General features: G+C 37.2%; 10 protein-coding genes. 3 read left to right on the top strand and 7 right to left on the bottom strand.

The window, feature by feature from the left end; all coding sequences use genetic code 11:
* Positions 1-109: 109 nt before the first annotated feature.
* From CYK55_RS11745 to spxA, 3 genes are all read right to left on the bottom strand, one after another.
* Complete coding sequence (locus tag CYK55_RS11745) at positions 110-1,105, bottom strand: competence protein CoiA (protein WP_126134356.1); 996 nt, start codon at positions 1,103-1,105, stop codon at positions 110-112.
* A 119-nt stretch (positions 1,106-1,224) separates the two neighbouring features.
* Positions 1,225-1,875, bottom strand: coding sequence for an adaptor protein MecA (locus CYK55_RS11750; RefSeq protein ID WP_126134357.1), 651 nt, complete (start codon positions 1,873-1,875; stop codon positions 1,225-1,227).
* Positions 1,876-2,037: 162 nt separating this feature from the next.
* A complete protein-coding gene (gene spxA, locus CYK55_RS11755; RefSeq protein ID WP_019723016.1) occupies positions 2,038-2,436 on the bottom strand; it encodes a transcriptional regulator SpxA in 399 nt (132 codons plus the stop codon).
* Between the two features lie 754 nt (positions 2,437-3,190).
* Here spxA and CYK55_RS11760 point away from each other — a divergent pair.
* Positions 3,191-3,913, top strand: coding sequence for an HAD family hydrolase (locus CYK55_RS11760; protein ID WP_034687158.1), 723 nt, complete (start codon positions 3,191-3,193; stop codon positions 3,911-3,913).
* A 136-nt stretch (positions 3,914-4,049) separates the two neighbouring features.
* Here the strand turns inward: CYK55_RS11760 and CYK55_RS11765 are convergent, their stop codons facing one another.
* From CYK55_RS11765 to CYK55_RS11780, 4 genes are all read right to left on the bottom strand, one after another.
* Positions 4,050-7,244: a DEAD/DEAH box helicase gene (locus CYK55_RS11765; protein WP_034687160.1), complete on the bottom strand. Its 3,195-nt coding sequence runs from the start codon at positions 7,242-7,244 to the stop codon at positions 4,050-4,052.
* 18 nt (positions 7,245-7,262) lie between these two features.
* A complete protein-coding gene (locus CYK55_RS11770; protein WP_034687162.1) occupies positions 7,263-10,394 on the bottom strand; it encodes an AAA family ATPase in 3,132 nt (1,043 codons plus the stop codon).
* A gap of 6 nt (positions 10,395-10,400) precedes the next feature.
* Positions 10,401-11,519: an exonuclease SbcCD subunit D gene (locus CYK55_RS11775; protein WP_034687164.1), complete on the bottom strand. Its 1,119-nt coding sequence runs from the start codon at positions 11,517-11,519 to the stop codon at positions 10,401-10,403.
* A gap of 163 nt (positions 11,520-11,682) precedes the next feature.
* Positions 11,683-12,318 carry a lysophospholipid acyltransferase family protein gene (locus tag CYK55_RS11780; protein ID WP_010734236.1) on the bottom strand — a complete coding sequence of 212 codons (636 nt, stop codon included), beginning with the start codon at positions 12,316-12,318 and terminating at the stop codon, positions 11,683-11,685.
* Positions 12,319-12,449: 131 nt separating this feature from the next.
* Here CYK55_RS11780 and CYK55_RS11785 point away from each other — a divergent pair, with 131 nt between their 5' ends.
* Both CYK55_RS11785 and CYK55_RS11790 read left to right on the top strand, forming a co-directional pair.
* The gene (locus tag CYK55_RS11785; RefSeq protein ID WP_034687166.1) at positions 12,450-13,184 is read left to right on the top strand and encodes a tRNA1(Val) (adenine(37)-N6)-methyltransferase; all 735 of its coding nucleotides are present in this window, start codon (positions 12,450-12,452) and stop codon (positions 13,182-13,184) included.
* Positions 13,174-13,461 (top strand): GIY-YIG nuclease family protein, encoded by a 288-nt coding sequence (locus CYK55_RS11790; RefSeq protein WP_034687168.1) that lies wholly within the window; start codon positions 13,174-13,176, stop codon positions 13,459-13,461. The genes CYK55_RS11785 and CYK55_RS11790 overlap by 11 nt, the downstream gene beginning before the upstream one ends.
* Positions 13,462-13,472: the final 11 nt, after the last annotated feature.

Consider the following 13,472-nt stretch of genomic DNA (forward strand, 5'->3'; position numbering starts at 1 on the left):
TCTTTGCAACTATGCTTTTCTGAATAAAAAATAATAGTTACTTTTTACTTACTCTTTTGAGTTTATCATAACTCTTTCATGTTTTGTATATGGAATTCTTCTCTGATTATTATTTTTGTACTAAACGTTTACACTCTTCATAAAACAATCGATAAATTTTTTGTTCATCAATCAAAGGAAATAACCACTCATTTTTATATTTCTTGATTTCCTGATACCACTTATCGAAAGAACTTGTTTTCTTATCATTCTCTTTGCATTTCATCTGTGAAAACAGCAACCGATAAAAGAATACTTGTTCAGAAAAAAAGCAAAAGAAATCACTTCCTTCATAGAACCACGATTCAAGATAAAGCACATGCTTCTTTCTTAGATAGCACTGTTCTTGTACTCCCAATACTTTTTTATTTTTTCGAATGATTTGTTTTGCTAACCAATCTTTTGCTTTCACGGAAGAAGGACTTGGTATTTTTCGCAATGAGCCACTTTCGACTTCTAATACTGTTAATAGCTCTTTCTCGAAAAAGGACCAAGAAGATTGTTCAAACCTGATTTCCCCCGATAAGTCTGTGAGTATCTGACTATATAAGTAAACCTTTTGCGTAGACCAGTCGATTTGCCAAAAGTGGAGCTGTCGTAAATCGTCATAGTAGCAAAACTTTTTTTCTAATCTTAAGCGATCGTTCCTTTTGAAAAATTTCATTCCTAATAGCCACCAAACAACATACCCATTTGCTTTGTAATTGATCGTTCTTTCGATCATTCGCTCATAAGACAATGGAGAGCATTGGATCTCAAACGCATGATGACCAACCAAGATATCCGGACGTTGCATCAGTTGTGATAGATACCCTTCCATTTCTACTCTTGGATAGCTTTTTTTCAACCATCGGAAACATTGTCTTTTTAGATTAAGATGCTCTTCAGATTCCGCCTCACTAAATACTTGGCAGCCCAAAGTATCATGATGGAAAAAATGGGGGATCCTCTTCATTCCTCTTTTTAAAAATACCTGATTCCCACAGTTTGGACAATAGTAGTCGTACTCTTTTGTTGCATCAGTTGCTAAAAAAACAGACCCTTCTTTGTCTTTGGCGAGTAGCATCGACTCACTTCCTTTCATTAGATAAATACGCCAACAAAAAAGGTCTCAACAAATGTTGAGACCCTCGACAAAGCATACCTAGCAATGTCAACTATCGCTATGTTAGCTTATCCTATGCTTTATTCAAAATAAAATTTTATACGTTCCAGCGCATTACGTTCCATCAATTGCTGCCCGTATTCATTCAATGCTTCAGCTGTTCGTGTACTTTTTTCAGCGAATTCTAAAATACGTGCATATTGATTTTCAACATCGATTTGATTTAGATTTTCCATCCAAAAGTGAACAACTAAATAATAACGTTCTTCTAATTGGTATAGATCTGTCCAAGCTGATTCTAACTGAACATCATTGGCAAGCTGGATCACTTGCTCAAAGTCATTGAATACAAAGATTGCTCGTTGTTCACTTGCAGTAGTTGATTCTGTTAAGTCGCTTTCCTCTTCATTTGTAAGCATTTGATCTTGAAGAAACTCACTAACATCTGCGCTATTCAACGTCGATTCATTGTTTTGACCGATCTCTTCGTCTGGCATATTCTTACTGATAAACAGCTCTAGGCCATCCCCTTTTGGCAAAACTTGGAAAGTGACAGCTTCGCTACTTTGGAACTCCTCTTCAATATCCACTTCTTCTAAGATACTATAAAAAAAGTTTTCAATTTCTCTGTGGTTACCTAATAAATCTAAAAATGAGACCCCACGTTCTTCTAGGTCATCATGACCAATCATTACACGAATCGTATTCTCATTGATATGTTCCATTTCCATATGCTACACCTCACTTTATCCCAACTATCCATATAGATTAATTGTAGCGAAATAAGAATAAATGTAAAGAAAAAATCATTAAGTCCTAAAAAAATACAATTTATTTTTAATAAAAAAAACTTAGAAAGACATCACATCCTCCTAAGTTTCATTCTGTGTTTTCTATAAACCAGCCATTAGCTGGGCTTGACGTAATTCTAATTGACGAACATCTCGTGGTAAGAAACGACGAATTTCATCTTCATTAAAGCCAACTTGTAGACGTTTGTTATCGATCATAATTGGTCTACGTAACAAACCAGGATTGTTTTGTACAAGCTCTAAAAGTTCTTGTAATGGTAACTCATCAAGATCCATGTTTAATTTTTGGAAAACTTTTGAACGGGTAGAAATAATTTCTTCTGTTCCGTCTTCCGTCATTTGTAAAATTGCTTTTAATTCAGAGCTATTAAGAGGTTCTGAAAAAATATTTCGCTCTACAAATGGAATCTGATGCTCTTGCAACCACGCACGAGCCTTTCTGCAGGAAGTACAACTTGGGGAAGTATATAGTGTTAACAACGTGCATCACTCCTTTTTGTGATTATAGCCACATTTTTGTAACAGAAGATCCTGAATATCTTCCATCTGTTTCTATTATACCCAATCAACATTTAAATAGCTAGCTTTTTTTTAAATTATTTTAAAAAAAAATGAAAGTTATCTAAGACAGATATTCAGTTAAACCAAGGTTTCTACTTAATTCTAAGTAAAAAAATTAGAGTTTTCAAATACTTTTACAATACAAAAAACACATAACACAGCACAAAAATCTGTACTAGTCTTTTTGAAAACTTTAAGAATGATAGCGTTTTTTTCACGTGTAATGTTTTTTATTTATTTAATAACAAAAAATTTTTTAAACTTAGAAAATAAAAAAAACTAAAAAAATGTTGATTTTAACGCGACTATAAAATTGAAGTAACGGATGCGTTCAATGGAAAAGTCAAAACCTACTAGCCAGCTTGCTAGTTAACGTTATTTTATATTTTACTAATTTTATTTTTTCTGTATTAAAAAAACAAGTTGTCTTTTGTTTTATTTATTTTTTACTATTATAATCCATTTGGCGAAGTGGAAAATAGATTTGTTGATTTCTTTATAATAAAATTAATTATTTTTAGTTAAAAAAACTAAAATACACAAACCTTATTCTGTCAAGTAATCAGAAATATAGTAATAAAAACCTTTAAATCTCAACGTTTTTATCACCTTTTTTTTGATACAATAAGCGAGGATTTGTGAAAAGATAGAATATTGAAAGGCGTGTAATAATTTGATTAAATCAGTTGTATTTGATGTTGACGATACAATGTATGATCAGCAACAACCATTTAAGAATTCAGTTCAAAGCGTGGTACCTCAAGTAGCAAAAGAAGATATGCATGGATTATATATCCGTTTCCGCCATCACAGCGACGAGAATTTCCCAAAAGTCATGGCTGGAGAATGGACACTTGATTATATGCGTGCACACCGCATTAGTCAGTCCTTAATCGATCTAGGTTATTCACCTATCTCTGATGAAAAATGCTTGGTTTTCCAAGAAGTCTACGAAGAGGAACTAGCAAATATCTCTCTTCATCCTGAAGTAAAAAAAACACTTGATTTTCTTAAAGAAAAAAATATTCCATTAGGGATCATCACCAATGGACCAACTGATCATCAAACAAAAAAATTAAATCAACTTCAATTAACAAATTGGATTCCTGCTGATTGTATGCTAGTTTCTGAAGCAACTGGCTTTCAAAAACCAGAAAAGGAAATCTTCCAATTAGCCGAGAAAACTTTCAATATGTCACCTAATGAAACCCTATACGTTGGCGATAATTACGAAAACGATGTGTTAGGTGCTAAGAGTGCCAATTGGCAGACGTTATGGTTTAATCACCGCAAGCGTTCCGTCAACGAGCATCCGGTGTGTGATGTAGAGATCAATGAGTTCGATCAACTGCTATCCGCTATAAAAACTGCTGTAGGAGAAGCTCAGCTTGTCTGATCAAATAAGCATCTGCGAATAAATAAACAAGCAAAGCCAAGGAAGATCACTGCGCAGATTTGCGAGGCTATCTTCCTTGGCTTATTTACTGTTTCCTGTATAAGAGAGTAATTACTCAATAAATGATCTTTACGTTTTATTCGTCATTTTCACCAATACTTAGAATCAAACGAATATCGTCTTCTGTTAGTTTCGTCAATTGTTCTTCGTTTCCTTGGATTACTTTTTGGAACAATTCTCGTTTTTCTTGCTGTAAGGAATCCATTCGTTCTTCGATTGTTCCTTCAGCAATCATTCGCCATACTTCAACAACATTTTTTTGTCCAATACGATGGGCTCTTCCAGCAGCTTGTTCTTCGATCGCTGGGTTCCACCATAAATCATAAAGGATGACTGTATCTGCGCCAGTTAGATTTAACCCAGTCCCTCCTGCTTTAAGTGAAATAAGAAAGACATCTTTTTCACCCGCGTTGAAAGCATCGACCATGGTTAAACGATCTTGTGCCTTTGTACTTCCTCGTAAATAAAAGGTACTTAACCCTAATTCAGCTAACTCCTCTTGAAGGATCGTCAACATACCTGTAAATTGGGAGAATAACAAGACACGACGGTTATTTTCTTTTGCTGCTAGTAATAAATCTTTTACTTGTTCTAACTTACCTGATCCACCTTGATAGTCTTCTACAAACAAGCGAGGATCACAACAAATTTGACGTAAACGTGTCAGTCCTGCCAAGATGCCGATCCGATTCTTTTTGAACGACTCTGAATCCATAGCTGATACTTCTTCACGCATTTGTCTCAAATAGGCAAGATACACTGTTTTTTGTTCTTCCGTCAACGCAGAATAAAGGTTCATTTCAGTTTTTTCTGGTAAATCTTTGAGAACTGTTTGCTTATCTCGTCTTAAAACAAAAGGTCGGATCATTTGCGCGATTTCATCTGTCGTCAATTCTCTAAAACGTGTCCGATTCGGAAAGAACCCTGGCATGATCGTAGCAAATAGTGACCATAGTTCTTCAAGGCTATTTTCGATTGGTGTCCCACTTAAAGCAAACCGCTGCGGAATATGCAACTCTCGTAAAGCTTGAGCAGTCTTTGTGCTGCTATTTTTCACCATTTGCGCTTCATCTAAGACTAAATAATTAATTGTCGATGATTGATATTCTGAAAGATCCTGACGTAAGCTCGCATAAGAAGTAACACGAATATCTACTTTTTCAACTAACAAAGTTTCTCGCTCTTTCTTATTGCCATTGATCACTTGGACACTCAATGAGGGCGCAAACTTTTTCACTTCGGCTTGCCAGTTATAGATCAAACTCGCCGGTGCTACAATCAAGGCGTCCAATGAACCTTTTTCTTCTTTCTCCGAAAGCAGAAAAGCAATAGTCTGCAACGTTTTCCCTAGACCCATTTCATCAGCTAAAATGCCACCAAATTGATAATGACCTAACATTTTCAACCATTGGAATCCTTGCTTCTGATAGTCTCTAAGCTCTGCTTGTAAATTCTTTGGTAAAGCGGCTTCGTAATTCGTAGGATCGATCAAGTCTTGAGTCATTTGTTGGAAAGAATCGCCAAAACTAGCATTACTTCCTGTAAATTGTTCTTTGATCATCAATCCTTGATTTTTTGGCACTTGGATAACGCCATCGTCTGAACGGATCGTATCTCTGAATTGTTGTAGGATTTTGCTTGTTTGTTGGAATTCTTCTGAATCAAAAGACAATACCTGTCCACTTTCTAAGGTATAAAATGAATCATTTCTTAACAAACTCTGCAAAACATTGTCGATTTCATGCTCGTTGATTCCTGTCACATCAAAGCGGATATCTAGCCATGATCCTGTTTCTTCTACTTCAATCTGTGGTTGGTGTTTTTGTGCATCTAGATATAATTCCCGTAATTTTTTTCCTATACGGACTTCTCCAAATTGACGAAAAACAGCTAATTCTGTCCGGAAAAACTGATACAATGCTTCACCTTCAGGTAATGGACGTTCGTAGCCCGTTTTATTTTTCCGGTAACGGTACATACGAAACAAATCAAGAACCCGATGTTCTTGCGCCGTATCTCTCAATATTTCGGTAGTTTGCTCAGCAAGCGTTTCATGTCGTTCATCTGTGGAGAACACAACATCTCCATATACAAAATCGATCCTTGCTTGAATTTTCCCTTTCATTTTTTTAAAAACAAAGACAAACTCTACTGGAATATCTGCGACTTCTGCTGTCACTTCATCATCAATAGCAACGGTTCCTATCTGATCTAAAAGCGGTAAAATTTCTTTAAATAAAGAAGACAATTCTTTTTTATGAAAGGCAACTTCTGGCTCTTCAAAACGTTTCATCAGTTGTTTCCAAGTCAAATAGATCGTCTGTTGCTGTTTAGTCAAATGATAGATAGTACCTTGTCTGATCCCCCACTGATAGTGAGACAAGTACAAATCAAAGTCACTTACGGCAGTCAATTGATACTGTATTTCTCTCTTCTTGACTTGAAAACTTAGCGGTTTCGTATCGTCTGAAAACTGGATGCCATGATAAGTTTGATCATTGATCTGTAGTTTCAAACGTGTCGATTGATTCATACGCTCTAACAAAGATTTCGACTGATCGATTGGCAAAAGTAAGTAACGCTTGTCTAATTTCCCTTTTACCAAGACACCGTTTGCGCCTAATAATGTTTGCGTCTGTGCAATACCTGCGAATAGATCCATTAGTTGTTGATCTTCTTGTTGGAAAACTCGGTGCTCTAAACGGAATTGATACTGTTTATTGACCGTATAGTTTTCTTCTTCTGTATACGCCTGTAAAAATTCATAAATATTTTTTACGATGTATGTCTTCTTAGGTGTTTCTAGAAAGCCCACACGTAGATATACCGCCAAAATAGACAGTTCTGGATGGTATTGATTGGTTTCGATCTGTTCGACATGATAATCGATCACTAAGGGTTGCAAGGATTTAGTAGAAGTCTTCCCTTTTAATCGGGCAAATCCTTTTGTCAACAGTTCTCCTTCACTGGACTTTTTCGTTGGTTCAATCATTTTTTGATCTTTCTGCATGATACGAGAAAGTTGTTTCGATCGTAAATAAAGTTCTACTGCAACAGTGTGCTTGCAATAATGATGTTCTTCCCAGTATGGGCATTGACAGTAGTCGATTTCTTTTGCTGTACCATCTAAATCAACTAAATACAGCTCACTACCTAAAACCTCTGCATGCCACACATTGTCTTCTTGATCTGGGACAACCGATAACACACGGTCTTCTTGCAAATATTGACGCCCTCTTGCAATGACTTTTTCCGGAATACTCCATTTCATTGTTATCAATCTCCCTTCTTAACCAAAATGGTAGCGTATTTCACTCTGTCCACTACCTTTTGTATCAATTCGTATTTGTTGCAAGACACGTTCTTTCAACTCACGTACATGGCTGATGATCCCGATCATCCTGCCTTCGCTTTCAACTGTTTCTAATGCTTCCATCGCCATTTCCAAGGCTTCTTCATCCAGTGAACCAAACCCTTCATCAATAAACAATGCTTCGATCGTGATCCCACCAGCTTGCGCTTGAATCACTTCTGCCAAGGCTAAAGCTAATGATAATGCAGCAATAAAGCTTTCGCCTCCGGATAAAGTATGCGATCCTCTGGTCGTTCCTGCTTCATCATCGTACACGTTGATCTCCAGACCAGTCTTTCCCCGGTAACTACCGACTTCTTCATCTAATTCAAACTGATAGCGGCTTTTTGTCAATCGTATCAAATGTTCATTAGCGACTTGCAAGACTTCTTGTAAATAAACTTGCAAGACATAACGTTCAATGCTTGTTTTTTTAGGATTTTCACCATTCATCGTCTGTGATAATTGTTGCAACTGGATCAATTCATCTAGTTGTTCCTGACTATTTTGATAACTTGTAGTAAATTCCATGACCACTTTCTGATTGGTTTTATACTCTTGTTGTAAGTGATAGATCAATTGTTGCTGCTCTTCAATGTGTTGTTTGATTTTTTCGATTCGTTCACTCAACACTGTCAAATCTTGGGATTTTTCATCATAGGTGACATGTTCCAATTGTTCTAAGCGAGTGGAAAGCACCAACTGTTTCGTTTGATACTCCTTGATCGTTGTTTTTCTATTTTCGTATGTGACTGTTTCTTTTAACAACGCTGCTATTGCTTCTTGCGAAGAAAAATCAGTGTGTTGCTCCAAGAAACTAGAGATTTTACATTGTTCTTTCCCATATTGAGCAGTTGTCTTTTCGATTTGTTCAGTCAACGTTTCGATTTTAGTCGTCAAAACAGCTGATTCTTGCTGGAGTTTCTCACCTTGGGCCATTTGCTCTTCCAATTCTTGCTTGCTCTTGCTCGACTGTTTGGCTAATTGATCAGCTTCTTTTACTAAAGTATCAATGTCTTCTGTTACTAATTGTTGACTCAATCCTGCCATCTCACCTTGGAGTCGTTGGATTTTTTCATTATGGAGCATTTGTTGCGCTTTGATCTGTTCAATTTGTTCTTTGTTGCTGGCTAGTTCTTCCATGACCCTTACATGTGCTTCTTCTGCTTTTTTGATTTCCTTTAAACGAGCATTGAGGGTTTTCTCTATTTCCGCCAACCCTTGAACAATATTTTCTTGCACATCTATTTGGAAGGTGTCTTTTAACTCTGTGTTCAAATAAATTGCTTGTTGATCCAACTGTTGACTCGTTTCCATTTGTTGCTGGCTTAAACGAGCAAGCTGTTGGTTGATTTTTTCGATTTCTGCTTCTTTCCGACCAATTTCTTGATGCGTTTTTTCGATCGATTGTTCTGCTTGGACCATTTTTTCTTCAAGCACAGCTAAGTTTTCTTGCACTGATTCACGATTATCCGGTGTCAATGGATGCTCCGTTGCACCACACACTGGACAAGGTTCACCAGGTATCAATAGGGTTTGTAAATAAGTAATTTGTTGCTTTGCCCAGTCGCTTTTACATTGATTGAAATCGTGTGTTTGTTGTTCAAGTAATCGTTGTTTTCCTACCAATTGCTCTGTTGTTTGTTCAAAGTACTGATGATTTTTTACTAGTTCTTTGTCAAGGTGATCAAGGTGTTGCTGTTGTTCACAGTAACGTTCCCCTTCTAAACGTAAACGTTCATAAACCAACTGTTTTTCTTGTAGTTCCCCTTGTGTTGCTAAAACGGTTTGACTCATTTGTTGTCTTTCTTGAAGGATCAATTGCTGATCTGCCAGTTGTTGGATTTTTTGCTGTAATTCACTGACTTTTTTTTCTATTACGGAAAATTCCGATTGTTTTTTTCTGAAAGTATCAGCCACTGGGATCAATCGTTGCTTTTCTTGGAGCATTTGACTCATTTTTGCTATTTTTTTTTCGGTATTTTCTCGTACGTCCGCCTGTTCTTGCCATTTCTGTAAATCACTTGCCACCTTATTGAAAGCAATAATTAGTTGCTGTTTTTCACTTTCCTGTGTGGTAAGTGATTCTTGGTATTCTTTGCTACGTTCAAGCGGGGTGCGCAATTGCTGAGCAACTTCATAATGAGAAATCCACCTTTGGTGCTCCTCGATCACTTGCTGTTGCTCATTGAGCATTTGTTGTTCTGCTAATAATTGTTGCTTTTCTTCATAAGCAGATTTTTGATTTTTCCCGTGGTAGTAATCCGTCTCGCTGATTTTTTGTTCTTCTTTCAGTTGCTCTAATACTTCTTGCTCTGATGCGAGTCTTGTTGAAATTTGATTTTGATGCTCGTGCCACTCATTGATCACTGTCTCAAAAGATTGTAGACCAGCCGGTTGCTTCTCCTCATAGGAACTAAATTGCCTTTGCAATAAGACTAATTCTTGCTCCAAATGATCCAGTTCTTTTTGCTTGTTCTTGGCTTTTTCTTTCAATTGTTCGGTGAATCGTTGAAAGAATTGTGTACCAAATAAGTTACGTAAAACTGTTTCTTTTTCACTACTAGAGGAAATCAAGAAATTCCGAAATTCTCCTTGTGGCAGTAAAACGATCTGTGAAAATTGTTTCGCATCTAAATTCAATAGTTCTTTGATTTCTTGATCAACTTCACTACGTTTTGTTAATTGTCGAATTTCTTTTCCTTTTTCATCAAAGATCGTTAAACTGACTTTTGCCGCCTGTTTTCTCATGCCTTCACCCTTGCGTTTAGCTAACAATTGTTCAGGCTTACGTTCGACTTCATAACGCAACTGTTGATGTTCAAACGAAAAAAAGACACTCGTTTCGTCTTCTGGTGTCGCAAATAATGACCGCATCTCTTTGCCAGACCGCAACCTTCCAGATGTTTCTCCAAAAAGCGCATAGGTCATACCATCAAAAATCGTTGTTTTGCCAGACCCTGTTTTTCCTGTAATCAAAAACAAGGCCGCTTGGGTCAATTTTGAGAAATCAATCGTTTCATCGATAAATGGGCCAAAATTTTTCAATCGTAACGTCTGTGGTTTCATACTTGATCATTCCGTTTCTGTGAGTTCTTGCAACGTTTCTTCTAACCAGCTCATTTGTTGTTCTGTCATCGGTTCATCCACCATTTCAGTAAAGAATGTTTCCGCGAGTTTCTTTGGTTGCTTGATTTCAAGTGTCTGTCGTTTGCTTGTGGAACGATGCCGTCCATTGACACGTTCGACACCAAGTATTCGAGGATAGATTGCTCGTAGTTGATTCATCATGTTAGGGATAACTGCGCGATCTTTTAAATAAATCTGCAAATAATTTTCTCGGTTGATCGTATGGTAAAAACTTGGATCTAATAATTCTTTAAAACTAGCAGTTACTTCAGCGAGATCATACAAAGGTGTGATTTCTTGAAAATCCAACACCAAGGTGTCAGTTAGATCAACGATCCAAACACCTTTTTTCTGATTGATTTCTGAAAGCGAGAATTTAAGCGGCGAACCACTGTATCTAGCATTTTCTTGCTGCAAGGCCGCTTGATTATGGAGATGTCCTAACGCGACATAATCAAATGGCTCCAATAAACTACCTGGAATCGCATCTAGTCCGCCCACTTCGATTTTTGTTTCTGAATCTGATTTCTTACTACCAGTCACAAAAAAGTGACTGACTAGCACCTGTTTTTTTTCAGGATCAAAAGCGAGTTGCATCTGGTCAACCACTTTTTCCATTGCTTGTTGGACCGTGCGGATCGTATCATCTTCAAAATAACTTCTAGCAGAGATTGGTTCAAAATAAGGCAATAAGAAAAATTGAGTATTTTGATAGTCGATAGGTTGGAAAGCTTCAGCAAATCGGGTGTGTAAAAAAAATTTTGTTTGGCTGAACCATTCCGTGCCAGCAGATAATCGAACACTACTATCATGGTTTCCAGAGATAGCGAAAATCGGGAATTTTTCGTTCAGGTTCCAGTTGATCATCAGCCGATTGAATATCTCTACGGCTTCTACGGCTGGGATGCTTCGATCATAGAGATCACCTGCAATGACGATCGCATCCACTTTTTCCTTTTTCGCAATCGTTAAAATCTCAGATAGTACATGTTCTTGCTCTTTAAGTAAATCGTAGCCCTGCAATTTTTTTCCTATATGCCAATCTGCTGTATGTAAAAAACGCATCTCATCACCTCAAAAAAATATCCTTCTTACTATTATAACACTTCCATCAAGGACATGACAGCTAGAATCACTTACAAAAAGGGGGTTTTATAACAAAAAAAGCGATAAAGAAGCGGCGTCTTAGACAATCCGTTTCTTTTATCACTCATCGAATAAAGAACAATTATTCTGTTTCATTCTTTTTTATGATCTCATATTTAAAATCAGGATTTACTTCCTTGTCTAATTTATCAAATGCAGCTTGTGTACGTCGCTCGATTTCTGCCATTCCTTCCTTGTCAGTTTTTTTGATATCTGACAAGTCGATCGGTTCACCAAAGCGAACAATCACACGTTTTCGTTTGAATAAATCACCTAACGTGAGCGGGCCTTGGTACACAGCTGGAACGATTTTTACTTTGGCCATTTTGGCAATCAATGCCATTCCGCCTTTCAACTCAGTCGCATGTCTTGTCCCACTAGGAAACATGATCAATCCTAGATCGGTTGATTTTAGAATCTTGACAGGTGTCTTGATCACACTTGGTCCCGGATTATCCCTTTTGACTGGAAAAGCATTCGAACGGGTTAAAATGAATCGCAAAACAGGGTTTTTGAACAATTCTTCTTTCGCCATAAAGCTAAACGATTTAGGGGATGCAGCAACAGCGAGATACAACGGGTCCCACCAAGTGCGGTGCGGTGCAACAAGTATGTAATTCTCGTCTTTGGGTAAGACTTCTTTATTCTCATAGCGGGCATTGCCATTGATAACAGCTAAGATCACTTTCACGAGCCCGCGCATAAATCGATAGAACATATTCTCTTCCTTTCTTTGCTTCTCGTTCCTATAGTATGCCTAAAAAAGACCGATTTGACAAGTTCTCTTGGTTCTTTTGAATAAAAATAGTATACTACATACGATTAGTTTTTTCATTTGGAGGGAATTAGATGCTTCACGAACATGAACGTATTGACCAATTATATGCAAAAGATATTAAGATTATCCAAAGTTCCCAAGTTTTTTCCTTTTCTTTAGATGCCGTATTGCTTGCTCATTTTGCTCGTGCGCCAAAAAATGGTCAAATCGTTGACCTTTGTTCGGGGAATGGTGCTGTCGGGCTATTTTTAAGCAAACAAACACAGGCAAAGATCGATGCAATCGAACTACAGCCACGCTTAGCTGACATGGCTCGACGGAGCATTTCCTTGAATCATTTAGAACAACAAATGACCGTGCATACGATTGACTTAAAAGAAAGCTTATCGGTTGTCAGACACAACTCTTGTGACTTAGTCGTCTGCAACCCCCCTTACTTTAAAGGCTTACCTACAAACAAAAAAAATCCAAATGAACATCTAGCAATTGCCCGACATGAGATCCATACAACGTTGGAAGAAGTGATCCAAATCTCCGGCAAGTTATTAAAAACAAATGGTCGCTTAGCTCTTGTACATCGCCCAGAACGTTTCTTAGAGATTTTGACCCTTATGCAAACCTATCAGATTGCACCGAAACGTGTTCAGTTTGTTTATCCTAAAGTAGGCAAAGAAGCAAATATTTTATTGATTGAAGGAATCAAGCAAGGAAAAGCCGATGGTTTCAAAGTTTCTCCACCTTTATTCACCTATGATACGCAAGGTGAGTATACCCCTGAACTCCGTGAGATGCTTTATGGAGAATAACCATTACTTTTATGTATTGCACTGCCAAGATAATACGTTCTATGGAGGATATACCACCGATTTGGCTCGTCGTTTACAGGAACATAACAATGGTACAGGCGCTAAATACACTCGTTTGCAAAAGAGACGTCCTGTAAAAATGATCCATGCAGAAGGATACTCTACAAGAAGTGAAGCCACAAAAGCCGAAGCCGCGTTCAAAAAACAAACACGCCGGCAAAAAGAAAACTATTTGAAGACACATCCTTCTCTTTCTTTACCTGATCAAACGGAGTAAAAAAAATTTTA

It is taken from the genome of Enterococcus mundtii, from assembly GCF_003957375.1.
Taxonomy (GTDB): domain Bacteria; phylum Bacillota; class Bacilli; order Lactobacillales; family Enterococcaceae; genus Enterococcus_B; species Enterococcus_B spodopteracolus.